The following is a 26276-nucleotide window of genomic DNA, read 5'->3' as shown; positions in this document are numbered from 1 at the left end:
GGGAGCCTCCGCTCCCTATCGATGCATCACCGCACGCGCTGGAGCTGTGAGCCCGTCACGCCGTCCCCGCTCACCGTGAGCGTCAGCTCTCCCACCTGCGCCGCCTGGAAATAGAACGTCGCTTCCTGCTGCGTCCTCTCCAGCACCAGCGACCACCCGTCTCCCGAGGTCGCCAGCGGCGTCGTACAGGTCGCATCCGCGAAGAGGGACACCCCCGCCGCCGCCGGTCCCGTCCCTTCCAACGTCAGCGAGGGGGCCGCCAGTGCGGACAGGTTGCCTCGACTGTCCTGGCTCTGCACCACCAGCCCCTCCGAGCATCGGCCCACCGCGGTCTCTCGCGCCGGGGTCATGAAGAAGAGCTGGGAAGCCGCGCCCGCCACCACGTCCACATCGAAGGTGGCCCCAGGCTGCGTGCCTCGGTCATACCCGGGCCCGCTCACCTTGTTCTGGCTGATGGCATTGGCGCCCCCCAGGTCGGAGATGCCCGCCTGGTACGGATAGCCGTTCGTCACCGGCCCACGGTGGGTCACGGTGTTTCGCGACACCTGGAGCCGGGTCGATACCGCCAGTGGCCCTCCGCCCGCCTCTCCCTGAGACAGATTGATGCCGACGTCGTTGTCCTCCACCGTGTTCTCGAAGAGGACGATGTCCTCGCACAGCGCGAAGCCGTAGTACGCTCCGCCCGCGACCAGGATGCCCGAGGCCACCGCGGAGTCTCCCGAGTAGGCGTGCCCCGTCACGCGGTTGCCCGTGGCCCGCCCCGTGGCCCCGTCGCTGAACTGGATGCCGTTCCTCGCGATGAAGGGCACGGGCCCACCGCCCTCGACACGGTTGTCCTCCAGGTTCAGCTCCACCTTGCCCGTGCCGACGATGCCCGCCTTCTGGTAACCCACCACGTGGTTGCGCAGCACCTCCACGTGCGTCACCGACTCGGCGTCGCGCGCGTTGCGCACCTCGATGGCCACACCCTCCTGACAGCCCCCCTCCCCTTCCTTCTGGTTCACGTCCCGGACCACGCTGTCGAGGATGGAGCCGCTCGCGCCGTCGAACAGGATGCCGCGCAGCCGGGCCGAGCCCGCGTCACACGTCAGCTCCGACAACCCTCGCGCCGCCACCGTCACGTCCCTCACATGCGCCGTCGTCCCCAGGCTGCTCAACACCGCGCCTCGGAAGCGGCCGTCGCGAGGGTCCACCGCCGTGAGCACGTGACCGCCACCGTCGAGCGTGTACCCGTCCGGAATCCACACCGTCTGCGCCGTGGTGCAGTCCGCCGTCAACGTCACCGTCGAGGCTCCCAACACCGCCGGACACGGCGCATGCTCGTCACACCACAGGTCTTCCCACTCCACCACCAGGACTCGCGTCACACTCAACCCGGAGGCATTCGTGACGGTCAGCGTGATGGTGGGCGTCACATCCCTCGGGGCGCAGGACAGCATCACCCAGTCCGCCGAGCCCGTTCCGGCCCCTCGCACCATGTTCCCCAGGAGCCCCGTGTTCGCCGTCCACGCGAAGGTCAGCGGCTCCCCCTGCGGGTCCGTCGCGGACGCGGACAGCCGCACCAACTGCCCCGCGAAGGCGTCCTCCGAGGACTGCGTCACCTCCGTGAGCGTCGGCGGCTGGGGGTTCGTCACGCACAGATTCAACGAGCGCACCTGCGAGGCCCTCGTCGCGTTGTCGGAAATCCTCACGCTCAACTGGCAATTGTCACACGCGACCTGGGGCGCCTCCATCGGCGTGAAGCGCGTCGTCGGTGAGGTCGCGTCCTCGAACTCGCCCTCGCAGGTGGACGTCCACGCGTAGGAGAGCAGGTCCCCATCGTCATCCACCGCCGTCACCTCCAGCTCCACCGGCGTGCCCACTCGCACCTGGGAGCCCGGCCGGGCGCCCAGCTCCGTCACCACCGGGTCGCGCTCCAGCGAGGCCTCGTGCGCAGCTCCCCACCCACCCCCGAGCGCCACGTCCACGGAGAACCGCAGCGTGGACACCGCCCCCTGCGCCCCCATGACCTTCAAGGTCAACGCATCCGGCCCGCGGCGCAGCGGCGCCGTCCACTCCGCATCCGAGACACCCTTGTCGGCGAACTGTCCCTCCACCGCCTCCCACGCATACGTCAGCGTCTCCGAGGGCTCCGCGCCCCGCGCCACCACCCGGAACCGGATGGACTCTCCCGGAGACACCGCGGCGCGTGAGCCCACCACCGCATCGATGATGGGCGCCGTGCTCCCCAACGAGGGATTCACCCGATGGGGAACCAGCACGAGCAGCGCGGGACGGTGCTTCTCCAGCTCCACGTCCGCCACGCTCACCTCTCCCACCACCCCGTCCGCGGCGTCCAGCACCCGCGCCCTCACCGTACCCACGCGGCCCGGGGGCAGGCTCCTCATCAGTCCGCCCCAGGAGTCACCCGCGCCCTCGAGGACCGTCGAGACCGGCTCGCCCTGCGTCGGCGTCACCGTCACCTCCACCTTCGCCACCTGGTCCAATGGCAGCGAGCGCGGCAACACCGTCACCACGCGCAGCGAGCCCGTGGCCTCCGGGCTCACCCCCAAGGGCTCCTCGAGATGGCACCCCACGGACAGCACCAGCGCGCCAGCGAGCAGGGCCAGGCGCATCGAGTTCGCTCGGTTCATGGTGACGTCCTCTCAGCGATGTCGGGTGCCACACGATATCGACAAGCACGCGGCCTCCCAAGCAACCGGCCACGCTCCCCGCCAGGACCGCCTGCCCGGCTCCTGCCCCACACCTCCCCACGAGGCAGGTCCTCGTCAGGCCGATGACACACATCCCATGGAGAGCGTCCTCCCAGCGTCCATCCATGGGTGCTGGGAGGAAGGTGCGACAGGTGATGCGCCGGGCGCGGGCCCTCGCGCCTCAGACCTTGCCGCCGATGAAGCCACCGCCGAACGGAGACGGGCCCCGCTGACGCAAGGCCTCGCGCTCGGCCTTCAGCGCGGCGAGCGCCTCGTCTCGCGTCAGGTAGTGGTTCACCGCCGCGCCGTTGATGGCGCCACTGGTGAGCACGAACATGCGCGTCATCTCGTCACCACCGAAGCGGTACGAGCGGTGTGTGTAGCGCTCGAGCACCTCGCGGCGCTCCTTGCCGAAGACCCGGCCCGCGGTGAACTTCACCACCAACCCATCCAGGTTGATGAGCAGGTCCACCTTGCCCGAGCCCGCGTAGCGCGCGAGGTGCACCTCCACCTCACGCCGCCATCGCAGGACATCCTCCTCATTCACCAGGACGCAGTCCGTGAAGTTCGCCGTCACGACATCGTTCGGCGCGTCGTAGTCGAAGGACATGCTCCAGGCCATCGTGATGCCTCCCTCGAAGCCGGAATCAGGCGGGCGCGGAGCCGGCCAGGAAGGCGGACAACACCGCCGCGGTCTCCTGGGGGTGCTCCACGTGCGGATAGTGACCCGGGCCCGGAATGTGAGCCATGCGCGCGCGCCGGATGGGCGCCACCACGGCCTCCCTCAAGAAGGCCGGCGGCAGGAAGGCGTCATCCGTGGACACCACCAACGTCGGCGCCGCGATGCGCGCCAGCCGCTCCTGGATGCCACCCTTCGTCCACGCATCGAAGGCGCCCTCAATCGACGCCGCGCTCACCGCGCCCGCGTCCTTCAACAAGACCTCCAACTGCTCCGGCAGCAGCTTCTTGCACGCGAGCCCCAGGATGGTCTTCTGCTTCTCGCGGTCTCCCGCCGACGTGCGGAACAGCCCCGCCGCGTCCGGAGGCAGCGGCAACCCCGACGCCGGCACCGTGTTGAGCAGCAGCAGCGCGTCCACCCGCGCGGGGACCTCCGACGCGACCCACTGCGCCAGTTGCCCACCCATGCTGTGCCCCACCACCGTGAAGCGCTCCGCACCGACCGCGTCCACCACCGTCAGCACGTCCCTCGCCAGGCCCTCCAGCGTGTAGCCGCCGGCCGCCTTGCCCGACTGCCCCGTGCCTCGCGCGTCCGGAATCACCAGCCGCAACCCCGTCAGGTCCAGCCGCTCCACCAGCCCGTCCCACACCGCACCCGACACCATCCACCCGTGCACCAACACCACCGTGCGCGGCCCGTCACCGATGACTCGGTAGTGAAGTGAAGTCCCGTCAGTTGAGGAAATCGTGGGCATGTCGTCTCTCCGGACGAAAAGGATAAAGCGGCATTGAATTAATGTACGGGAGCGAAAGCAAGTCAGGACACCCGGGAGCGGCTCAAGATTCCCATGTAGGCATTCGCCGCCGGTACGTGTGAGGTTGGCTCGTGGAGTGATAACGAGAGGGGATGCTCCACACCACGGCCGGGCGAACGGTGCACTGCGAGGACGCGCTCACGTGGCTCGCGGCGCAACCCATCCTGACGGGCTGCTCGGCGGTGGCCTCGCTACCGGATGCGTCCGAGTTCCCCACGCTGTCCCTCACCGAGTGGAAGGCGTGGTTCATCCGCGCGGCCGCGCTCGTCATGTCGCGCGTGCCCGATGACGGCGTGGCCATCTTCTACCAGACCGATGTGAAGGACGAGGGGCTCTGGGTCGACAAGGGTTACCTCGTCTCGCGCGCCGCCGAGGAGTCGGGACTGGGGCTGCTCTGGCACAAGGTCGTCTGCCGCCGCGCCCCCGGCACCGTGACCTTCGGTCGGCCCGCGTACTCCCACATGCTGTGCTTCTCTCGCGGCATCCGCGTCGACCTGGGGAAGTCCACCGCCGATGTGCTCCCCGACGCGGGCGAGGTCACGTGGACCCGCGGCATGGGCGTGGAGGCGTGTCAGCTCGCGTGCCGCTTCATCCTCGAGCACACCCCCACGCGCACCGTCGTGGACCCCTTCTGTGGCCATGGCACCGCGCTCGCCGTGGCCAACGCGATGGGCCTCGAGGCCATCGGCGTGGAGCTCAGTCGCAAGCGCGCGCGCAAGGCTCGGAACCTGCGCGCGCGGTGGCACGAGCAGAAGCTCGTGCTCACCCAGGACGACGCGGCGGCTCAGGCCTCGGATTCGGAGTAGGTCCGAGGTGCGCCAGTGGCGCTCAGGGCCACGGGCAGGGCGGACAGCTCGCTCGCCACCACGGACTCCAGTTCCTCGATGAAGGCCCCGAACAACCGCTCCTCCAGCGCCAGCGCGTCGTCCAGTGACGCGCCCACCGCGGAGAGCCGGGCCACGCACGCGTCCTCGATGGTGCGCCGGTGGCCCTGCTCCTCCGTGACGACGCGACCCAGCTCCTCCTTCACGCTCGGGCTGCGCGTGGCCGCCTTGTAGAGCGGATAGAGCACCATCGCGCGACGCTCGATGGCCGTCGTCGTGAGCAGGTAGTGCAGGTACACGTCCGGCGCGCCCGTGTACGACGTGGCCCACTTCGCCAGCTCGTGGTCCAGCGCCTGGAAATAGCGGCCCGCGCCCTCCGGACACAGGAACGTGGTGATTTCGCTTCCCGCCAGCTCGACGGACAGGCGCTTGAACGCGAAGGCGTGGCGCGTCTCGTCCGCCAGGTGCTCGAGCACGCTCAACGACGGATGCCGGTCCGCCACCGTGCGCGAAATCTTCCTCGCGCCGATGAACTCCATCAGGGACAGGGTGTGCAGCCAGCGAGCCTCGAGCTCGGACGACTGGGTCAGCTGGCGAAGCACCGCCTGGATTCGGTCACGCATGCCGCGCCCTCTAGCGCGTGCACGCTCCGCGCGCGAGCACCAACACACTCGCCCCTCCGCTTCGACTCAGGCCACGGGCGCTTGCGTGCCCCAGAGCTCCTCCGCCACCGTGCGCACCTGCGCATGGTTCACCGGAGAGGCGCCCTCGATGAAACGGAAGAGCGCCATCGCCACCGTGTGCGGCGCGTCCCACATCACGAAGTGCCCCGCGTCCGGCACCTGCATCCACCGCGCACCCGGGATGTCCCAGACCAGGCGCTCGCCGTACTTCGCGGGCAGCAATCCATCCTCCGCGCCCCACATCACCAGCGTCGGCACCGCGAGCTGGCCCAGCTTCGGCGCCAGCTCCTGGGTCTGGTTCGTGTTCAGCGCCACCGCGTTGCGCGACAGCGAGACCCAGCCGACCTCCGTCGTGTAGGGCGCGAGCAGTCCCTCCAGCAGCTCCGCTGACTGCGCCTTCACGAAGCCCTTCTTCTTCAGCCCCAATCGCAGCAGCTTCGTCATCCGCTCGGGTGACAGCTTCCTCGCCATCCCCGGCGTGCCGAGCTGCGACATCAGGGCGAGCGGCCACGCGTCGTAACAGACGCTGTCCATCAAACACAGCCGACTCACGCGCCGCGGGTAGCGCACCGCGAGCTGCTGCGCCACGCCGCCTCCCACGTCGTGCCCCACCACCGCCGCGTCCACCACGCCCAGGCGCTCCATCCAGGCCTCCAGCACCTCCGCCTGTCGCGTCACCGAGCGGTCGAACCTATCTCTCCGGTCGGAGAAGCCGTACCCCAACAGGTCCGGAACCAGCACCCGGTGCGACGCGGCCAGCGCTCGCGCCAGCCCGCTCCACAGATAGCTCCACGTCGGGATGCCGTGCAGCAACACCACCGGCGGCCCCTTGCCCCAGTCCACGTAGCTCACGAAGTGGCCACCCGACTCCATCACCTCTTGCCGCCCCTGCCACTCGCGCCAGTTCATCGCTGCTCCTCCGTCGCCATCGGCTCCGTCATGCACCTCGTCGCGGCTTGCGCCATCCAGAGGCACGACCATCCCTTCCTCGCACCACGACAGCCCATCGCGGTGCTTCCGCCACCACCGGGTCCGTCACTCGCCGCGTCACCAGGCGGCGCGGCCAGTGCCCATGCCATCACGGCGCCTCCTGAAGGCAGGGGTGGACCCTCGCCGCGGCACCGTGCGTGTCAGCAAGAGACGCCACCTCCGCCGCGCATCGCGCAGGTTCATCGCAGCTCCTCCGCCGCGACCCAGTCCGGCACCAGCCTCGCCGCGCCCGGCATCGGCTGGCGCAGCATGTCCGGCACGTCCTGCACCAGCTGCGAGAGGTTCAGCAGCAACACCGTGCCTCGTCGCTCCAGGTCCTCCGTCACCTTCAGCACCGCGTCCGCGTCCTCGCCCAGCGCCATCACCCGCTGGCGGCTCAGCGTCACCACGTACGGCAGCTCCCGCGCGCGCCGCCTCGCGGACTCACGCAGCACCTCCGCCGCCTGCTGGTACGACGCGTCCCCGATTCGAGGCTTCAGCCGACGCCACGCCGCTTCCAGGTATCCCGGCCAGCACGCCAGCGCCCGGTACTCCCCCGGCACCCCCGGCGGGCCCACCGTCTTCACGATGTCCGCGAACACCGCCTTCACTCCCGGCTCCGTCGGCTTCTCCGCCACCCACTCCATCGCCGCCATCCGCGAGGGCGCGCCCCGCTCCAGCCGCTCACCGACTCCCGGCGACTCCCCGCGCCCCACCCGCTGTCCCTCCAACGCGAGCCGCACCGCCGCCACCATCAGCGTCACCCTCGGCAGCATCGTCTCGTAGAGCTCCAGCACGCCGCGCACGTGGAAGCGCTGGCTCGGCCCCAGCTTCGCCGCCTCCCACGCCCCCAGTTCGTCCCACGCCACCGTCGTGTCGAGCGTCTGCTGCCACAGCTCCAACGCCGACTCCTCGAAGGCCCGCGTCTCCACGTTCGGCCCCATCGCCTCCCACATCGCCACGAAGAAGCGCGGCCAGGCCGCCCACGTCCGCAACGACACGTCCACCCCCGTCACCCGCATCGTCCTGCGCAGCTCGTGGTAGACGCGCTCGACGTCGCCCCGCGCCTCCTGCTCGCTCACCTGCTTCACCCTGGCCATGACGACACCCCCGCCGGCAACGGTGCGGATGGCTCGACGCCCAGCACACCTCCACCCCACGCCCGGCCGCCCGGATGTCCCCGCTCCCCAGGCCCACCCACCCGTCCTCCCCTCGTCACACCGCCGCCCCTCGGGGTGGGGCCCTCGCGGACTACAGAACACTCCCGACGGGCCTCGTTTGACCCCTCGGCGACGGCTCGCTTTGCTGCCTGTCGCGCGACGCCGGATGGCCGCGCGCCTGACTGGTTCGCGGGGGGCAACCAGCATGAGGTCTCGACAGCCGTCGACGCGCACCACCGGAGACCCGTGCGTCTCCATGCCTTCGCGCGACCTCATCGAAACAGCCCCCACGTGCGCCTCCGCCCCGCTTCCCGCGGCGACGGATGCGAGGCCCCGTGCTCCTTCGCGTGCACCGGGCCCAGGCGGACGCCCCACCCGCGGCGCCTTCCGCCCCAGTCCCACCATCGCAACGAGGACGCCACCACGCGCCCGGGGGAGAGCGACATGCAGGCAGACCACGACACCTGGGCACCACGGCGCGTCGACGTGCCGCTCGCCAGCGCGGTGAACGACTACCTGCTGCGCATCCAACAGCTCGGCGCCGTGGAAGGACCCGGCGGCGCGGTGGGGCTCAACCCCGCGCTCGAGCCCGTCCTCGAGGCGCTGCATCACCTGCTCGCCGGCGGCGAGGTGGAGGTGCGCGTCACGCGCCGCGGACACGCCTCGCTCGTCCACGAGCTGCGCCAGCGCGTCGAGGACGCCACGCGCGAGGTCAACCTGCTCCAGCGAGTGGCGGGCTCGTCCCTGACCACCACCGTATGAGCCCTCGCCCCACCGGTGGCGCCGTCACGGCCGCCTTCCGCCGCTGGACGCTCGCCCAGGACCCTCGCGAGGTGCTGGCCGCCGCCGGCGTGGGGCCCTGGTGGGTGCTCACCACCGTGGTGCTCGCCGTGCTCGCCGTCGTCGCGTGGGCCCCCGGCGCCCAGCGCACCTTCGGCATCCCCTTCGCGCAGGGCCTCCTGTGCGCCGCCCCCATGCTCGTCAGCGGCCTGCTCTTCTCCGCCGTCCACCGCCGACGCAGCCACCTCGAGACGTGGGGCTGGGTGTGGCTGGTGCTCGGCGTGACGAGCCTGCACTTCTTCCTCGCCGCGCTGATGGCCATGTCGGAGCTGCAGGGCGCCACCGTCATCGCCTCGCTCTTCCTCTTCACCACCGCGTTCCATGGCCGGCTCCACCGCGTGACGCCCCGACAGCCCTTCCTCGCGCTGGGCACCACCGTGGCCCTGCTCGCGGCCCTGCCCCTGCGCGACAGCGACGAGCACCTGGGCCTGTTCGGCGTCATCGGCCCCGCCGCCCTCACCGCGGAGCTGTACCTGGGCACCTTCGCCGTGCAGCACGACCGCGCCCGCGCGGAGGCCGAGCGTCTGCGCGCCGCCGTGCAGGCCCAGCTCCTGGAGCAACAGGAGCAGGACGTGGGCCGGCTGTCGCGCGCGCTGGGGGAAATCCTCGGTCACCACCACGAGCTCGACAGCGCCCTCATGTCCGCGGCCACCGCGGCGGACATGCTGTCCTTCATGGGCACCCAGCGCGGCGGCCACGGCCGCGCCGACCATGAGGACCTGCTCAGGACCCTCAACGAGAGCCTCCGCCAGATTCGGGAGATGGTCGCCGAGATTCGCGCCAAGGGCCGACGCTACGTCGGCTCGGAGCCCGAGCCGGTGGAGCTGCCTCCGCTGCTCGAGGGCGTGCGCGCCAGCGTGGGCCTGCGCTTCCCCGACGTGGACCTCCAGCTGTCGGTGGAGCCCGGCCAGCCCCTGCGCGCGATGATGCGCGGCGGCGCCACGACGCTCCGCCGCGTGGTGGAGAACCTGGTGCTCAACGCGTGTGAGGGCGACGGCAAGCGCGGCGCCAGCCGGGTGAGCATCCAGGCCCGCGTGGAGCCGCTCAGCGGACGGCTGGAGGTCGTCATCGCCGACGACGGGCCGGGCTTCCCCAGCGCGCTGCTCGATGTGCCCGCCGAGCAGCTCTACACGTCCAAGCCCGAGGGCACGGGCCTGGGCCTGTACACCAGCGAATGCCTCTTGCGCGCCAGCGGCGGGACGCTGCACCGACGCAATGCCCCCGACGGCGGAGCCCTGCTGCGCCTGTTCCTACCCAGGGAGTACCGATGAGCGGAGGAGCCCTGTACCAGGAGGCCCTGCGGGTGCTTCGGCGGCTGGAGTTGCCCGACGCGTCGGAGCGCGATGTGCTCGCCGCGCTCGAGGCCGCGCAGCCCGGTCCCCTCCCCCTGTTCTACGAGGCCGGCGCCGAGGCGGGCCTGGAGCGCTCCGTGCTCACCGCGCGCGGCGTGGGCCTGTTCCTCAGCTTCTGCGCAGGCAACCTCGCCGATGACCTCATCGACGGCGACTGCACCTACTACGAAGCGCCGCTGCGCGTGGGCCCCTGCGCGCAGTTCCTCCTGCAGAACCTGGCGTGGGCCACGCTCGCCGAACCCCATGCCGGCGTGCCCGTGAATGCACTGGAGGAGGGCGCTCGGATGCTGGCCCTCGCCGCGGGACCGCAGGCGCTCGAGGTGCGCGCGCGGGAGTGGACGGCGCCGCTGTTCCGCCGCGTGGCGGAGGGCATCGCGGGAAGGCAGTGGGCCGCGTACCTGCGCGTGCTGTGGGCAGGCACTCGCCTGGAGGAGCGCGCGGTGCAGGTGGGGCTCGCGCTGGGCGTGGCGGCGCATGTCGCCGAGGACATCCGCTCCAAGGACACGCGCTTCACCTCCATGCCCGTGGAGGACCGGCTCACGGTGGTGACGTGGGCACGACAGGCCGCCGAGTCGCTGCGCGCCCAGGACCTGCGCTGCCTGGACGCGGCGCTGCGACGCATCGAACCCATTCTTCCGGAGGTGGAGCCATGAGGGTCGAACCCCCACGGTCCGAAGCCCGCCACGACGCCGTGGCCGCCTACTACGAAGAGAAGACCGAGCGAATCCTCCGCCGCTATGGCCCCGGTCCGCGCGTGCACTTCCACGTGGGCCTGGTGGATGACGTGCCCCCACCCGGCGAGCCCGAGCCGCTGGTGCGCGAGCGCGTGCATGCGTCCCAGGAGGCGCTGCTCGCGGAGCTGGCGCGCGCGGTGGGGCGCTTCCCCGACGGCGGCGACGTGCTGGACGTGGGCTGCGGCCTGGGCGGCGGCGCGCTGTACTGGGCCTCCGCGCATCGGGCGTGGGTGACGGCGGTGACGAACGTGCCCTCGCACGTGGAGCTGGTGCGCACGTTCGCCGAAATCGAGGGCGTGGGCGCGCGGGTGAAGCCGATGCACTGTGACGCGCTGGCGGTGCCGGGGCGCGCGTGTTTCGACGCGGTGGTGGCGGTGGAGAGCAGCAGCTACCTGCCTCGCGCGGAGTGGTTCCGCCGGGTGCGCGCGCTCTTGCGTCCCGGCGGCGTGCTGGCCATCGCGGACTGCTTCCTGGGGCGACCGGAGCTGGCCGCGCCGTTCGACCGGTACTGGCGCACACGCATCGGCGCCGTGGATGAGTACCTGTCCGCCGCGCACGCGGCCGGGCTGGAGCTGGAGGTGCGCGACGACGTGTCCGGGCGCGCGGTGGGGTTCTGGTCGCTCACGCTGGAGCTGCTCGCGCATGAGCGCTACTCGACGCCGGGACAGCCACCCTCGCGCGTGCTCGCCCGGAGCGAGTCGCGCCGCGAGCACCTGCGGCTCCAGCAGGCGTTGATGGATGGCGGACTCGAGTACGGCCTGCTCGTGCTGCGTCGCGAGGACTGAGCAACGGTTCTCGCGACGTGGAGACACCCCAGGCGGCCTCTGGGTCCGGGGCGGTCGTGGGGCCGAGCGTCCGCGTCCATCGTGCGCCCCGCCAGGTGCGCCCCCAGCCTTGGGCGAGCCTGAAAGGAGGCACGAAATGAAGACCTTCACGCGATGGATGACGGTGGTGGCGGTGGCGGCGACGCTGATGGCGACCGGCTGCCGGGAGCGCAGCCGTGAGGACAACTCGGGGGCCATGGGCGGCTCGGGTCGCAACCGGGATGCCCTGCAGCACCAGGAGGGCACCGGCGGCAGCGGCAACTACGGCAACGGCCAGCAGATGCAGGGCACCGACGCGGGCAGCGGCCAGATGCGGTAGCGCCTTCCGCGCGAGGTGGGCTCCGGCTGCTATCCTGACGCCGCGACGTCGGTCAGCCGGAGTCTTCATGCGCGGGTGGATTGTGGGGGCATGCATCGCGGTCTTGTTGGTGCTCCTCGCCTGGGGCCGGTGGCGCGCCGAGGAGTCCTCTCCCACGCGTGAGCGCGCCTCCACGTCGCGCACCCGCTCCGAGCGCGCCAGGCGGGTTCGGACGTCCCCGCCCCTGCCGCCCTCGAGCGCGGGCCTGTCCATCCGCGGCACCGTGGTGGACCGGCTCGGTCGTCCCGTGTCGGGCGCTCGCGTCTCCGCCTCGTGGCCCGAGGACGGGCAGACGCTGTCCACGCTGCCGTGCCCCTGGGAGGGTGGCGCCCACCCGGAGCTCCTCGTGGAGACCACGCGCCAGGACAACGTCACGGACTGTCTGCCGAGGACCCGGGACACCGTCCTCTCGCTGCTCCTGGCGCGCGAGGGCGAGTCCTCCGTCCATGCGGAGACCGTCTCCGCCGAGGACGGCACCTTCGTGTTGGAGGGACTGCCCGCGGGACCGCAGACGCTGCTCGCGCTCTCCGAGCAGGGCGCGGCCTCGCGACCCGGCGTGCCCGCAGGGAGCGAGGACGTGGAGCTGTTGGTCGAGCATCGCCCGCGGGTGTCAGGGCAGGTGGTGGACGAGGACGGCGCGCCCCTGGCCGAGGTCTCCATCCTGGTGGTGAGCCACCAGCACACGCGCTTCTTCGATACGAGCACCGATGCGCAGGGACGCTTCGAGGTGGGACCGCTCCCCGCGGACAGCCACGTCGTGCTCGCGACGAAGGAGGGCTGGCCTCCCGTGCTCGCCGACCAGCTCTATCTGGACAAGCACCTGGAGATTCGGATGTCGCGGCCACGCGCGCTCACCGGTCGGGTGCTGTCCTCGGGCGCCCCCGCGAAGGACGTGGAGGTGGTCGCGACCCGTGAGGAGGGGGAGCTTCCGCTGAAGCTGCGCACGGACCCGGAGGGGCGCTTCGCGTTCGAGCTGGACCCGGGCGTGTATGTGCTCACCGCGGAGCGGGAAGGGCGCCATGCGCTCGCGCGCGTGACGGTGGAGAAGACGCCTCCTGCCGAGGTGGTGTTGAACCTGGGAGAGGCCTTCCATGTCGAGGGCTCGGTCTTCGGCGCGACTCAACGCGAACCGGTGGCAGGGGCTGTCGTGACAGCGACCTCCCAGCTGCTTCCCCATCGCGAGCTGAAGGGCACCACGGGCACCGATGGACGCTATCGACTGGGCCCCGTGGAGCCGGGCCCGTGGGACTTTCTCGTCGAGGCTCGCGGGTACATCGACCTGCCCCATGGACAGGAGCTCAAGTTGACTCCGGGTTCGAGCCGTCATGACTTCACGCTGGAGCGCGCCGCCTCCATCTCCGGACGCGTGGTGGACGAAGCGGGCCATCCCATCGCGGGCATCCACTTGAACCTGGAGCAGGCCGGGCTCGAGGACCCGGTGGACTACGTGACGCAGGAGACCGCGCTCACCGACCCAGACGGTGCGTTCGTGTTGGATGCATCGGCCCCCGGTGAGTACGAGCTCATCCCGCAGACCTATCGCTTCGTCACCCAGCGATTGAAGATGACGGCTCCCGCTCGGGATGTGCTCGTCACGTTGCGCGCCGGTGGCGAAGTGGAGGGGACGCTGTCCGATGCCCGGGGCCTGCCGCTCTCCGGGTTCACCGTGTACGTCGCTCCGCTGGAGACCGAAGAGCCGGGTGAGATACTGACCGCGCGGGGCCTGACGTCCGAGGGACGCTTCTCGCGCAAGGGCGTTCCTCCGGGGCGCTATCGCATCGTGGCCCAGCAGGTGACGGACGGCGTGAACCAGGAGGTCTCCACCGAGGTGGAGGTCCGTCAGGGCGAGGTGACGAAGGTGGACCTGCGGCTCGCCGAGCAGCGCAACCTGGAGGGCATCGTCGTCGATGGCGCGGGGGCCCCCATCCGCAGGGCCTTCGTCCGGGCCCACTCGCTCGCGCCGAACCCCCAGGGCGGCCTGGTGCTCATCCATTCGCGCCATCGCCATGGGCCACCGAACGGGGTCGAGACCGACGCGGACGGACGCTTCCTGATTCGAGGGATGGGGCGGGAGAAGCACTCGCTCACCGCCCTGCACCTGGCCTACGCGCTGAGCCCGGAGCAATCCACGGGGGTGCTCCTCGAGGACGGCCTGGTCGTCGCCCCTGCCGACGTGAAGCAGGTGCGGCTGGTGATGAAGCGGTATGCCCACGTGCGGGGACGCGTCGTCGGACCGGAGGGCGCACCCGTCACCGAGTTCAACGTCGATTCCATTCGGGTGACGTCCGAGGATGGCACCTTCTCGGTGCCCAATCGTGAGGGTCCCGGTATCACCACCTTCGCCTTCGAGGCGGAGGGCTTGCTCTCGGTGCTGCGCGACGTGAAGGGCGGCTTGGACGGGCCGGATGTCGACCTGGGGGAGATTCGGCTGGGGGCGGGACGGAGGCTGCGGGGCGTGGTGGTCGATGCACGGACGGGAGCGCCCCTGCCTCGCGCCAACGTGCAGGTGCACGTCAACGAGCGGACCGCCATCCACAGCCTGACGGACGAAGCGGGGCGCTTCGCGCTGGGGCCCGTCACCACGGGGACGCTCACGCTCCTCGTGAGCCAGCGCGGAAACTACCGCGAGGAGCGCGTGACGGTGGAGGCCTCGCAGCAGGAGGTGACGGTGCGGCTGCAGCCCGGCGCGCGCCTGCTCACGAAGGCGGTGGACCTCCGAGGTGCGCCGCTCGACGGAACCGTCACCGTCCAGGGGCCCGAGGGATTTTCGGACTGGGCGGCCCTGGACAAGGGCCGCATGGAGATGGGAGGGCTTACGCCGGGTCGCTACCTGCTGAAGGCGGAAGGGGCGCGCAAGAAGGACAGCGCCCTCAACTACCTGCCGCAAGCCGTGGAGGTCCCCGACAGTGGGGAGGTGTCCGTGCTCCTCCAACCCGTGACCGGGGGCTCCACGCTGACGGTCCGCGCCCCCTTCCACGAGAACACGTACCTGCGATTGGTCCACGGCACCCCGCCGCTGCCCGAGCGTTCCGAGGACCTCCAGCGGTGGATGAGCCTGGGACAGGAAGGGCAGCTTGGAGGGGACGACACGGAGCACGTCTTCACCTTCACCCACGTCCCCACGGGGAAGACGACCCTCTTCCTCATGGGCCCCGAGGACGACCGGTACCACGCGGAGGTGCTGGACGTTCCCGCGAGCGGCACGATGTCTCACACGGTGCGGCCCGTCTGGCGGACGTTCGGGGTCGCCGCGAGCCAGCCGTGAGGAAGTCATGAAGGAGTCGTGAGGAAGTCGCGGGGGCACCGGTCGTAATCCTGACGCCTGGACGTCGGACCACCGGAGCCCGTCATGCATGGATGGATTGTGGGAGGCATCACCGCCGGGGTGCTCGTGCTCCTCGCTGGGGTGCTGTGGGGGGAGGACGCGCCGTCGGAGACTCGGCGGGAAGCGGACGTTGCCCAACGCGTGTCCGCACCGGAGTCAGGTGCCCTTGCACGCAGGTCTCCTCCCTTGCCCCGCCCGCGCACCGGGCTTTCCATCCGGGGCATCGTCGTGGACATTTCGGGCAGGCCCATCGCGGGGGCGCGCGTGTCTGCGTCGTGGCCCGAGGAGGGAGAGACGCTCTCGGCGTTCTCCTGCTCGGCGGAGTCCCTGTCACGCAAGAGGGCCTTGTCGCGCGAGCCCTCGCACGGACAGGGCTTCCTGGGCTGCAGTTCCGCCTCCGACGACGACCTCCTCGACATGCTCCTCGCGCGGCAAGGCGAGTCACCCGTCCACGCAGAGACGTTGTCGGCCGAGGATGGCACCTTCGTCCTGGAGGGATTGCCCTCGGGCCCCCAAGCGGTGCTCGCGCTCTCGGAGCAAGGGGCCGCTCTGCGTACGGGCGTGCCCGCGGGCAGTCAAGGCGTGGAGCTGGCCCTCGAGTCCCGGGAGAAACTCTCAGGACAGGTCGTGGGTGATGACGACCAGCCCCTGGAAGGAGTCTCCGTGCTGATGGTGAGCGCACAGACCACCCGATTCTTCGACGCGCGCACCGATGCGCGGGGACGATTCGAGATGGGTCCCCTGCCAGACGGCAAGTACCACTTGCTCGCCACGAAAGAGGGCTGGCGCCCCAGGTTCATCTCGGAGTTCTTTCCCTCCCCGGGCCTCGAGCTCCGGATGTACCCACCGCGCACGCTCACGGGCCGCGTGGTGTTGCAGGGCGTGCCCGTGGAGGGTGTGGAGGTCATCGCGAGCCCGAAGGACTGGAGACGGGACGGGGGCCGCTCGGAGGCGCGAACGGATTCGGAGGGGCGCTTCGCGTTCGAGCTGAGCGCGGACACGTATGTGCTCACCGCGGAGCAGGCGGGACTCGCCGCGCTCGCTCGGGTGAGCCTGGACGCGGAGTCGCCGCCCGAGGTTGTCCTGAACCTGGGCGACGCCCTGTACGTGGAGGGAACCATCGTCGGCGAGGCTCGGGGAGAGCCCGTGGTGGGCGCACGCGTGAAGGCGACACCTGAACAGAGCCCCCAACAAACGTTGGAGATCACCACCGGCGCGGATGGACGCTACCGCCTGGGCCCCGTGGAGCCGGGCCGCTGGCGCTTCGCCATCGATGCCCCCGGATACATCGACTCGTACAACAGCGACCCGAGCGTCGAGCTGGCGCACGGCATGGGCCCCATGAACTTCGCGCTGATGGACGCCATCTCCATCGCGGGACGCGTGGTGGACAAGGAAGGACGTCCCCTGGCGGGAGCCTATCTCTCCCTGGAGGACTCACCGGACTACCTGTTACACATGGATTGGAGCACGTACACGGACTCCGAGGGCGCTTTCGTCCTGGATGTGGCCGCACCCCATGACTTCGTGCTGACCGCGCGCAGCGACCACTTCGTCACGCAGCATCTGAATACGAGAGCGCCCGCGAAGGACCTGCTCGTGACGATGAGCACGGGGGGCTCGGTGCAAGGAACCCTGACCGATGCGCGTGGGCTCCCGCTCGCCCAGTACACCGTCTACCTGGTCCCCCTCGAATTCAGCGACCCCGATCAACCTCTGGCGAATGAAGACACGGACCCGCTCGGCCGCTTCTCACATGAGGCGGTCGCACCTGGACGCTACCAGTTGCGGGCAGAGGCGCTGACACCGAGCGCGGACCTGGCGACCTGGACCGACGTGGAGGTGCGAGAGGGCGAGGTGACGAAGGTGGAGCTACGACTCCCTGAGCCTCGCACCGTGGAAGGAGTCGTCGTCGATTCCAGCGGGACTCCGTTGCGCGGCGTCTTCGTGCGCGCCGAGGCACCCGCCGGGCGAGGCCTCAACAAGATGAATCTCAAGTGGGGTTGCGGCGTGAGCATCCCGGAGGGAGTCGCCTCCGATGCAGATGGACGCTTCATCCTCCGAGGACTCGGCCTCGAGACCTACTCTCTCAGCGCAACCCTCGCGGGCCATGAACTGCGCGCTGAGCGTTCGACAGGGGTCACCGCGAAAGACAACGAGGCCCATGTCGGAGCAGACGCGACGCAGGTGCGGCTGGTGATGAAGCGGCGCACCCATGTCCGAGGCCGGCTCGTCGGTCCCGAAGGTGCGCCGATTCGTGAGTTCGAGGTCAATCGCATGCCCGTGACTTCACCCGATGGAACCTTCTCCCTGGAGAATCATGAGCACGTGAAGGTCGCGCCCTTCATCTTCAGCGTGAAGGGCCTGCCCTCCGTGGAGCGCGGTGTGCTGGGTGGCTGGGACGGGCCGGACGTCGACCTCGGGGAGATACGGCTGGAGACCGGCCGAGCGCTTCGGGGCGTGGTGCTCGACACGGAGACAGGAGCGCCCGTCAAGGGCGTTGAGGTCATGCTCTTGAGTGAATGGCTCGAGGACGATGAATACTCTCGCCATTCCAGGATGCTCGCCCACTCCAGGTCGGACAAGGACGGACGCTTCAATCTGGACCATGTCCCCTCCGGGCCGCTGACGCTCCGATTGAGCGTTCACGACAAGGTCCTCACGCAGGCCGTGCAGGTGGATGCCTCGCAGCATGAAGTGACGGTCCGCATCTCCCCCGGCGGGTGACGGCCACGCGCGACTTGCCCAGAGGCTCGTGGGGCTCCGGCTGCTATCCTGAGGCTTCGACGTCAGCAGCCGGAGCTCGTGCATGCGCAGGTGGTTCTTGGGGGGCAGCATCCTCGTCATCGGAGTCCTCGTGCTCCTCGTGTGGCGGCCGTGGAGCGGTGAGCCCTCGGCTCCTCCTCGCGCGCCCACGGGACAGGCTCGCGCCGCACACGACGCGCTGCCTCGCACGTCCGCTCCCCTGCCCCCGTCCAGCGCCGGGCTCATCATCCGCGGCACCGTCTTGGACACATCGGGCAAGCCCGTCGCCGGTGCGCGTGTCTCCGCGTCCTGGCCCGAGGACGGTGAGACGCTGTCCGCGACGCTCTGCCCCAAGGAGCTGCTCTCCCGTCACGACGCGCTGAGCCCGGAGCCCTGGGCGACCCGGATGCTCGTCGACTGCATGCCCGCCTCCGAGAGCATCCTCGTCTCCCTGCTGCTCGCTCGTCAGGGCGAGGCCCCCGTGCACGCGGAGACGCTGTCCTCCGAGGATGGCTCCTTCGTCCTCGAGGGTCTGCCCGAAGGCCCCCAGACACTGCTCGCGCTCTCCTCCCAGGGCGCGGGGACTCGCATGGGGGTACCCGCCGGGAGCAGCGGCGTCCCACTGATGCTCGACGACCCGCTGTTCATGTCCGGTCGCGTCCTCGATGAGGACAGCGCCCCCGTGCCCGGCGTCGCCATCACGCTCGCCAGCTGGCGCAACACGCGCTTCTTCGACACGACCACCGATGCCCGGGGCCACTTCAAGCTCGGCCCCCTTCCCTTCGACTCCTACGTCGTCCTCGCCGCGAAGCAGGACTGGAGCCCGACACTCGATTGGCTCCAGCTCCGCGAGGAGCCTCACGAAATCCGCCTGAGCCGTCGACACACGCTCACCGGCCGGGTCCTCTCGAATGGCGCTCCCGTGAAGGACGTGGAGGTGCTCGCCTCCCGCGAGAAGGTCATGGAGGACAGGCCGCCGCTGCGCGCGAAGACGGACGCGCAAGGCCGCTTCACCTTCGAGCCCGGCAGCGGTCACTACCGGCTCACCGCCGAACACGAAGGCCAGTACGCACGCGCCCTGGTGGAGCTGGGCAAGACGCCTTCGTCCCCCGTGACACTGAACCTCGGTGAGGCGCTCGGTGTCGAGGGCCGCGTCACTGACGACCAGGGCGCCCCCGTGGCCAAGGCCCGCGTGAAGCTCCGCTCCACGGACCGCTCACGCGTCGAGGAGATGGAGACGCTCACCGGCCCGGACGGCCGCTACCGCGCGGGGCCCGTCGCTCCCGGAGGCTGGGACTTCACCATCGAGGCCGACGGCTACGTGGACATGTTCCGTGGCGAGGAGCGCGTCATGACCTCTAACATGCGCTCCCAGGACTTCACCCTCACGCGCGCCACGTCCGTCACCGGCCGCGTCGTCGACGGCGCGGGACGTCCGCTCGCGGGCATCAAGCTCGACCTGCACCGCATCGTCGAGCACGCCGGGGACTTCGAGCCCCAGGAGAGCACCTTCTCGGCCGAGGACGGCTCCTTCGTGCTCGATGCCACCGAGCCCGGTGACTACAAGGTGCTCACCTTCAGCGAGCGCTTCGTCCCATTCAACCTGTCGACGCCCGCCCCCGCCAAGGACGTGCTCCTGACGCTGAGCGCCGGTGGCACCGTCGAAGGCACCGTGACGGACTCACGAGGGCAACCCATGCCGCGCTTCCATGTGGTCCTGGGGCGGGTGGACGCGGGCGATGAGGCCCAAGAACCGATGGAGACGATGGGCACGGATGACCAGGGCGTCTTCCGTCGCCAGGGCATCGCCCCCGGGCGCTACCGCATCTTCGCGAGGCGGTCGTCCCCCAGCGTGGACCGCAAGGCCGAGGCCGAGGTGGAGGTGCGCGACGGCGCAGTGGCGAAGGTGACGATGCGACTGCCCGAGGAGCGCTCCGTGGAGGTGCTCGTCGTCGACACCTCCGGACAGCCCGTGGAGAAGGCCCTGGTGCAAGCCAAGCCGCTGGTCCCCACTTCCGAGGAGCAATACTCGGAGATGCATCGGCTCGCCTCGGGCGTCGGCACGGACGCGAACGGACGCGCGGTGCTCCGACACCTGGAGGCCACCGGGTACAGGCTCGCCGCCACGAAGCACGGCTACACCCTGCTGCCGGAGCGCTCCACGCCCTCCTCCAGCCCGGCGGCGACGGGCTCCGAGGACCTCTTCATCCAGGCCGACACGCAGCAGGCCCGGTTCGTGATGAAGCGGCACTCGCATGTCAAAGGTCGCCTCCTCGGACCCAACGGCGCGCCCATCCCCCGCTTCCGCGTGAACGCGGAGCAGTTGGAGTCCGAGGACGGGACCTTCTCGCTCCCCAACCACTCCACGGTGGGACGCGCCCAGTTCGTCTTCAGCGCGGAGGGGCTGCCCACCGTGTCTCGCGCCGTGCAAGGCGGCGAGGCGTCTGCCGACGTCGACCTGGGGGACATCCGGCTCGAGGCGGGCCGCGCGCTCACGGGCGTCGTGCTGGACGCGACGACGGGAGAGCCCGCGGAGAACGTCCTGGTGGCGCTCGACAGCGAGCTGCGCGACGAGGGCATCAACTTTCCCCGGCAGCTCGTCCTGAAGACCACGGACCGCGACGGCCGCTTCGACCTGGGCAAGCTGGAGGCCCGTCCCCTCACGCTCCGGCTGTTCCTGCATGAGCGCTACCGCGAACAACTTGTCCCCATCAACGCCACGCAGACCGAGGTGACGGTGCGCATGGACCCCGGCGCTCGGCTGAACGTGACGGCGCGCGATGCGCAGGGGAAGAAGATCGACGGCTTCGTCAGCTATCAGGGCCCGGGCGCCGAGGGCGCCATCGTCCTGGAGAACGGCGCCGGGAAGGCGAGCGCGCTCAACCCCGGGAAGTACACGCTGCGGATGGAGCCTCGCGGTCGGCAGAGCCGTTCCCTGGCCTACCTGCCACAACAGGTGAACGTGCCCTCGAGCGGCGAAGTGTCCGTGCAGTTCAAGCCCGCAGCGGGCGGCGCCACGGTGCGGCTGAGCGTGCCCACGGACCAAGGCGTGGACATGGCGCTGGTGCCCGGCAGCGTGCCTCCGCCCACGAGCCCCGCCGCGCTCCGCCAGGTCATGTTCCAGGGCATCTCCGGCACCTACGAGGTGGGGGACACCGAGGTGGTGTTCGCCCATGTCCCGCAGGGCAGGGTCACCGTCTTCTTCCTCACGCCCGACGCGCTCGGTCGCTTCCACACCGAGGAGCTGGACATCCCCGCGAGTGGCACGATGTCTCGCACGCTACAGCTCGCGTGGCGGAGGCTCGACGTCACCCAGGAGTAGTCGCCTCGCGACTGTCGGACATCACGCGTGCGTCTGCGGGCTGGAAACGAGAGCCGCGCCGTGCTTCAGGTACGGTGCGGGGCCCGCCATGCACTTCAAGTTCGTCCACGCCGCAGACCTGCACCTGGACACTCCCTTCCGCGGCATCGCCGCCCACGGCCCGCTGCTGACCCGGTTCCAGGAGTCAACCTTCCGCGCCCTGGCGCGCATCGTCGACTTGTGCCTGCGCGAGCGCGTCACCTTCCTCCTGCTCGCCGGAGACTTGTTCGAGGTGAAGGACCGCTCCGTGCGCGCGCGGCTCGTCCTGCGCCGGGAGCTGGAGCGGCTGCACGTCGCGGGCATCGAGGCGTTCATCGTCCACGGGAATCATGATCCGCTCAGCGGCGACACGGGGACGCTCGGGCTGCCGTCCTCGGTGAAGGTCTTCGGCCCGGACTGGGAGGAGGCGGAGGTGCGGCGCGAGGGCCGCCGGCTGTGCCGCGTGCAGGGTGTCTCGTATCCCGACGTGGAGGTGCGTGATGATTTGTCCTCGCGCTTCCGTCGCACCGGCGAGGGCTTCAGCGTGGGCCTGCTGCACGCGAACCTGGGCGGCGCCGAGGGCCATGCGAACTACGCCCCCTGCACTCCCGCGGGGCTGGGCTCGCGCGGGCTGGACTACTGGGCGCTGGGACACGTGCACACGCGCGGCGAGCTGACGCTCCCCGGCGGCGGGCTCGCGGTGTACCCGGGCAATCCGCAGGGCCGGCACGTGCTGGAGACCGGTGAGCGCGGCTGCGTGCTGGTGGAGGTGGAGGACGGCGGGACGCGGCGGCGCTTCGTGCCCGTGGACACGGTGCGCTGGCATCGGGTGGAGGTGCCGCTCACGGGCGTGGCCACGCTGGATGGGTTGATGGGCACGCTGAGCGAGGCCGTGGACGCGGCCTGTGCCCAGGAGCTGGACGGGCACGCGGTGCGCGTGGTGCTCACGGGACGCGGGCCGCTGCACCGGGAGCTGGCTCGCCCGGGGGCGCTCTCGCAGTTGGAGGAGGGGCTTCGCGCGAAGCTGGCGGCGGGCCATCCCCCGGTGCTGCTGGAGTCGCTGCGGGATTCGAGCCGTCCCGAGCTGGACTGGGATGCGCTCACGGCGGAGGGCGGCTTCGCTCGGACGCTGTTGGAGGAGGCTCGCGCGCTGGAGGAGGACCCGGGGGCGTTGACGCGCCTGTGGGAGGAGGAGGCGCTCGGCAGCCTGGGACAGAAGCTGAAGCGCCTGGGCGTGGAGGTGCTGGAGACGCCTCGCAAGGAGTGGGTGTCCCGCGCGAGCCTGCTGGGCGTCGAGGCGCTGCACGAGGAGGACGGGGCATGAAGCCAGGCTTGCGCATCGACTCGCTGCGGGTGCGACGCTTCGGGCACTTCTCCGAGCTGTCGCTGGAGCTGGGCCCCGGGCTGCACCTGATGTACGGGCCCAACGAGGCCGGCAAGAGCACGCTGCTCGCCTTCCTTCGCGCCATGCTGTTCGGCTTCGAGAAGCGCGGGCATCCGGAGCGGTATGCGCCCTCGGAGGAGGACACGCCCTTCGGCGGTGAACTGCGGCTCCTCACGGCGACGGGGCCGTTGACGGTGCGGCGCATGGCGACGCCTCGCGGACGGAAGGCCGAGAGCCTGACGGTGCTCGGGGCCGATGGCGAGCCGGTGTCCGAGGAGCGCCTGAAGGACGCGCGGGGACATGTCACGCGGGAGCTGTACTTCGATGTCTTCGCCTTCCGGCTGGAGGAGCTCGCGGGCTTCGAGCAGCTCACGGAGGCTCGGGGTGCCTCCGATGCGCTGGTGGCCGCGAGCATGCGCGGGGCCCGGCGACTGCCGGAGGCGATGTCCGCGCTGAGCAAGAGCGCCGAGCGGCTCTACAAGCCGAGCGGGACGAACCCCGAGCTGAACGTGAAGCTCCGTGAGCTGGAGGAGGTCCAGGAGCAGCTTCGCGAGCAGGGGAACCGGCCCGCGCTCTACTTCGCGAAGCGCGAGCGATTGGAGGCGCTGGGCGGGGAGCTGCTCGGGCTGGAGACTCGGGTCCTGGAGGACGGGCGTGAGCTGGAGCGGCTGGAGCGCCTGTCCTCGGCGCTGAGTGAAGTCACGGCGCTGGCGGAGGCCCGGGCGGAGCTGGAGGGCCTGCCGTCCCTGGAGACCTTCCCCGAGGGTGGCGAGGCGCGGCTGGAGGATGCGCTCCAGCGCAGTCGCAGCTATCGCGGTGAGGTGGCCCGGCTCGCGGAGAAGCTGTCGTCCACCGAGGCGGAGTTGACGCGGCTGTCCACGCCTTCGCCGGTGCATGGACGGGAGGAGGCGCTGCGCTCGGCGCTGGCTTCGTATGCGGAGCACTCGGAGCGGATTCGCGCGCTGCCGGCCCGGCGTGCGGCGCTGCGGGTGAAGCGGCGTCAGGTGGAGATGTCGCTGGAGGAGCTGGGGCTCGGCGTCGATGGCGTGGGGTTGATGGGGCTCGACTTGAGCGCGGGGGCTCGCGCGGGGCTGGAGTCGCTGTCGACGCGACTGGAGGCGGAGGAGACGGGACGGCGGGAGTCGTTCGCCGCCTGGGGGCGGGCTCGCTCCGAGCGGGAGCGGTTGGATGGGGTGCTCGCGCGGTTGGAGTCGGAGCTCGCGGAGCTGCCGGATGTGCGGCCCTCGCATGTGCGGCAACAGCAGGCGGGCTCGCGTCGGATGCGCGATGTGCGCGGTGAGCTGGAGCGGCTCGGGGAGAAGAAGGAGGAGACCCGCAGACAACTCGAGGGCTCACGCAATTCCGGCGTGGGGCCTGGGGCGCCGAACGTCGCGGTGATTCCGGTGTGGTGGGTGCCGACGGCCGCGGCCATCGTGGTGGCGCTGGCCGTGGGCGCGTGGTTGATGGGTGGCACGGCGGCGGGGGCGATGTGCCTCGCGGGTGGGCTGCTGCTCACGGGATTGGTGGAGCTGGCTCGGCGGCGCGTGGAGTCGGCTCGCGATGTGGAGCGCGCGGCGCAGGCGGCGCGGCTGCGGGAGCGACAGCAGACGGAGGAGCGGCTCCGCGCGACGCTCGCGGGACTGGCGGCTCGCGAGGAGGTGCTGCATCGGGAGCTGCTCACGGCGTCGATGGAAGCGGGGCTCGCGCCGCTGGCGACGCTCGCGGACATCACCGTGCGCGAGGGCATGCTGGCGGATCTGCTGGAGAAGGCGGGACGGCGCGAGGTGCTGCTGCGCGAGCGGGACGTGCTGCGTGCCAGCCAGGATGTGGCCTCACGTGATGAGCGACAGGCGGGCGAGACACTGCGTGGACATGAGGGGCGGCTCGCGACGCTGAACGCCGAGCTCGCGGTGTGCCTGGCGTCACGGAAGTTCCCCTCGGGATTGCCCGCGCCCGCGGCGCTGACGCTGTGGCGGGAGGCCTCCGCGCTCCGACAGCGCTGGCAGGACGTGAGCGCCGAGGAGGCCGCCGTCAACGCGGATGAGGACACCTGCGCGGCGGTGGTGACGCGGCTCCATGAGCTGACGAGGGGACTGTTCACGAACGCGTCCGGGCGCACCCAGGCGGGGTCCGTCTCGTCGGGCCTCGAGGCGCCGACCGGGTCCTTGTCCCTGAATACGCCCGTGGCACTCGCCGCGAGCGGCACGGAGCGCACCCACGCGCTGACGGGTCCGGCGTCGCCAGACGGAACTCCGACCCACGAAGGCGCCCTTCACTTCACCAGGACGGCGGACTCACACACGTCCTTGCGAAACGCTTCGGGCTCGCCGAACCGCGATGCGTCGACCGAGGCCTCGTCGCCCGTGACCCTCACGGCGTCCAGCACGACGGGCCTCCGCGCGGCTCGCATCCCTCCGACGCTCGACGGTGCTTCGTTCCACGACGAGGACCTCCTCTCCTCCAGGACCACGGAGGCACTCGTCGCGAGCGTGAACTCGGCCCTCGACGCGGACCGTGAACGCGAGACCGAGCGGCGCGCCGTGGACGAGCGTCGTCGCGAGCTGCGCGAGGAGAAGGCGCGCCTCGATACGCTCCGTCAGGCCGAGGACGCAGCCCTCGCCGCCCTGCTCCACGAAGGTGGCGGTGGTGACGAGGAGACCTTCCGTCGTCGGGCCGTGCAGGCCCGCCGCCACGCCGGGCTCGTCCGGCAGACCCGCGAGCTGGCCCAGCGCATCGAGGCGCGCACCGGGCTCTCCGACGCGCAGGTCCGCGAGGCCCTCCGCTCCCTCGGCGGCGCGGACGGGCTGCGCGTCACGCTGGAACAGGTGCGCTCGCGTCACTCGGAGGCACAGTCGAAGCTCAAGGACGTCCTCACCGAGCAGGGCGCCACGCAGAACCAGCTCAACCAGTGGGAGAACGACGACCTGCTCTCACGCCTGCGCATCCAGGAGGAGACCCTCCGCGCCAAGGTCGCCGAGCTCGCCACCCGCTACGCCGAGGACAAGCTGGCCCTCGCCCTGCTCAACCGCGCCCGCCATCGCTTCGAGGAGGAGCAGCAGCCCCGCGTCGTACAGCTCGCCTCCGAGCACTTCGCCCTGCTCACCGAGGGCCGCTACCGCCGCGTGTTCATCCCCGCCGGTGACGAGCGCGAGCTGCGCGTCAGCGACGGTCAGCGCGACTGGTCCGCCGCCCAGCTCTCGCGCGGCACCCGTGAGCAGCTCTACCTCGCCTTCCGGCTCGCCGTGGTCCGCGACTTCGGGGAGACCCGGGGGGCGCTGCCGCTCATCGTGGATGACATCCTGGTGAACTTCGACCCCACGCGGGCCCGAGGCGCCATCCACCTGCTCGCCCGGCTCGCCGAGCAACAACAGGTCATTGCCTTCACCTGCCACCCCTGGCTGCGCACCCTGTTCGAGGCCGAGGGCGCGCGCCTGCTCGTGCTCGACGCCCACGACGCCTCCACCGCGCGCAGAGCGGGGTGACGGGTGCGCCCAACTCCCTGCTTTCCCCCTCGCGAGCCTGTGGCACACTGCGCGCCATTCGACTCCTGTT

The 26276-nt window shown here is 70.8% G+C and carries 17 protein-coding genes; 11 read left to right on the top strand and 6 right to left on the bottom strand.

Going from position 1 to position 26276, the window contains the following annotated elements; translation table 11 throughout:
• Window positions 1–26 precede the first annotated feature (26 nt).
• From OWM54_RS22020 to OWM54_RS22010, 3 genes are all read right to left on the bottom strand, one after another.
• Window positions 27–2633: a right-handed parallel beta-helix repeat-containing protein gene (locus OWM54_RS22020; protein ID WP_267698739.1), complete on the bottom strand. Its 2607-nt coding sequence runs from the start codon at window positions 2631–2633 to the stop codon at window positions 27–29.
• A 241-nt stretch (window positions 2634–2874) separates the two neighbouring features.
• Window positions 2875–3315, bottom strand: a complete 441-nt coding sequence (locus OWM54_RS22015) for a hypothetical protein (protein WP_141332580.1) — start codon at window positions 3313–3315, stop codon at window positions 2875–2877.
• A 25-nt stretch (window positions 3316–3340) separates the two neighbouring features.
• Complete coding sequence (locus OWM54_RS22010) at window positions 3341–4126, bottom strand: alpha/beta fold hydrolase (RefSeq protein WP_267698738.1); 786 nt, start codon at window positions 4124–4126, stop codon at window positions 3341–3343.
• Between the two features lie 152 nt (window positions 4127–4278).
• Between OWM54_RS22010 and OWM54_RS22005 the strand changes: the two genes are divergently transcribed.
• The gene (locus OWM54_RS22005) at window positions 4279–4992 is read left to right on the top strand and encodes a site-specific DNA-methyltransferase (RefSeq protein WP_223749350.1); all 714 of its coding nucleotides are present in this window, start codon (window positions 4279–4281) and stop codon (window positions 4990–4992) included.
• Here the strand turns inward: OWM54_RS22005 and OWM54_RS22000 are convergent.
• The 3 genes from OWM54_RS22000 to OWM54_RS21990 all read right to left on the bottom strand — a co-directional run bounded on the left by OWM54_RS22000 (window position 4971) and on the right by OWM54_RS21990 (window position 7762).
• Entirely contained in the window at window positions 4971–5633 is a 663-nt protein-coding gene (locus OWM54_RS22000) for a hypothetical protein (protein WP_267698737.1), read from the bottom strand. The two genes, OWM54_RS22005 and OWM54_RS22000, sit on opposite strands and share 22 nt — an antisense overlap.
• A 66-nt stretch (window positions 5634–5699) precedes the next feature.
• Window positions 5700–6602, bottom strand: coding sequence for an alpha/beta fold hydrolase (locus OWM54_RS21995; RefSeq protein WP_223749352.1), 903 nt, complete (start codon window positions 6600–6602; stop codon window positions 5700–5702).
• A gap of 260 nt (window positions 6603–6862) precedes the next feature.
• A complete protein-coding gene (locus tag OWM54_RS21990; protein WP_267698736.1) occupies window positions 6863–7762 on the bottom strand; it encodes a halocarboxylic acid dehydrogenase DehI family protein in 900 nt (299 codons plus the stop codon).
• A gap of 504 nt (window positions 7763–8266) precedes the next feature.
• On the opposite strand from OWM54_RS21990, the gene OWM54_RS21985 reads away from it, so the two are divergent.
• The 10 genes from OWM54_RS21985 to OWM54_RS21940 all read left to right on the top strand — a co-directional run bounded on the left by OWM54_RS21985 (window position 8267) and on the right by OWM54_RS21940 (window position 26206).
• Entirely contained in the window at window positions 8267–8584 is a 318-nt protein-coding gene (locus OWM54_RS21985; protein ID WP_223784297.1) for a hypothetical protein, read from the top strand.
• Complete coding sequence (locus OWM54_RS21980) at window positions 8581–9933, top strand: sensor histidine kinase (RefSeq protein WP_267698735.1); 1353 nt, start codon at window positions 8581–8583, stop codon at window positions 9931–9933. The genes OWM54_RS21985 and OWM54_RS21980 overlap by 4 nt, the downstream gene beginning before the upstream one ends.
• Window positions 9930–10667, top strand: coding sequence for a hypothetical protein (locus OWM54_RS21975; RefSeq protein WP_267698734.1), 738 nt, complete (start codon window positions 9930–9932; stop codon window positions 10665–10667). Before OWM54_RS21980 ends, OWM54_RS21975 begins: the two co-directional genes overlap by 4 nt.
• Window positions 10664–11533: an SAM-dependent methyltransferase gene (locus OWM54_RS21970; RefSeq protein WP_223749357.1), complete on the top strand. Its 870-nt coding sequence runs from the start codon at window positions 10664–10666 to the stop codon at window positions 11531–11533. Before OWM54_RS21975 ends, OWM54_RS21970 begins: the two co-directional genes overlap by 4 nt.
• 136 nt (window positions 11534–11669) lie before the next feature.
• A complete protein-coding gene (locus OWM54_RS21965) occupies window positions 11670–11891 on the top strand; it encodes a hypothetical protein (RefSeq protein WP_223749358.1) in 222 nt (73 codons plus the stop codon).
• A gap of 67 nt (window positions 11892–11958) precedes the next feature.
• Window positions 11959–15195: a carboxypeptidase regulatory-like domain-containing protein gene (locus OWM54_RS21960; protein WP_267698733.1), complete on the top strand. Its 3237-nt coding sequence runs from the start codon at window positions 11959–11961 to the stop codon at window positions 15193–15195.
• A gap of 246 nt (window positions 15196–15441) precedes the next feature.
• Entirely contained in the window at window positions 15442–17982 is a 2541-nt protein-coding gene (locus OWM54_RS21955) for a carboxypeptidase regulatory-like domain-containing protein (RefSeq protein WP_267698732.1), read from the top strand.
• Between the two features lie 82 nt (window positions 17983–18064).
• A complete protein-coding gene (locus OWM54_RS21950; RefSeq protein WP_267698731.1) occupies window positions 18065–21322 on the top strand; it encodes a carboxypeptidase regulatory-like domain-containing protein in 3258 nt (1085 codons plus the stop codon).
• Between the two features lie 88 nt (window positions 21323–21410).
• Entirely contained in the window at window positions 21411–22664 is a 1254-nt protein-coding gene (locus OWM54_RS21945; protein WP_141324701.1) for a metallophosphoesterase family protein, read from the top strand.
• Window positions 22661–26206, top strand: a complete 3546-nt coding sequence (locus tag OWM54_RS21940) for an AAA family ATPase (protein ID WP_267698730.1) — start codon at window positions 22661–22663, stop codon at window positions 26204–26206. Before OWM54_RS21945 ends, OWM54_RS21940 begins: the two co-directional genes overlap by 4 nt.
• The last annotated feature ends 70 nt before the right edge of the window (window positions 26207–26276 follow it).

Source organism: Myxococcus sp. MISCRS1, assembly GCF_026626605.1.
GTDB lineage: Bacteria > Myxococcota > Myxococcia > Myxococcales > Myxococcaceae > Myxococcus > Myxococcus fulvus.
The sequence above is the reverse complement of the archived record's forward strand: the minus strand, read 5'-3'. Positions and strand labels throughout refer to the sequence as shown.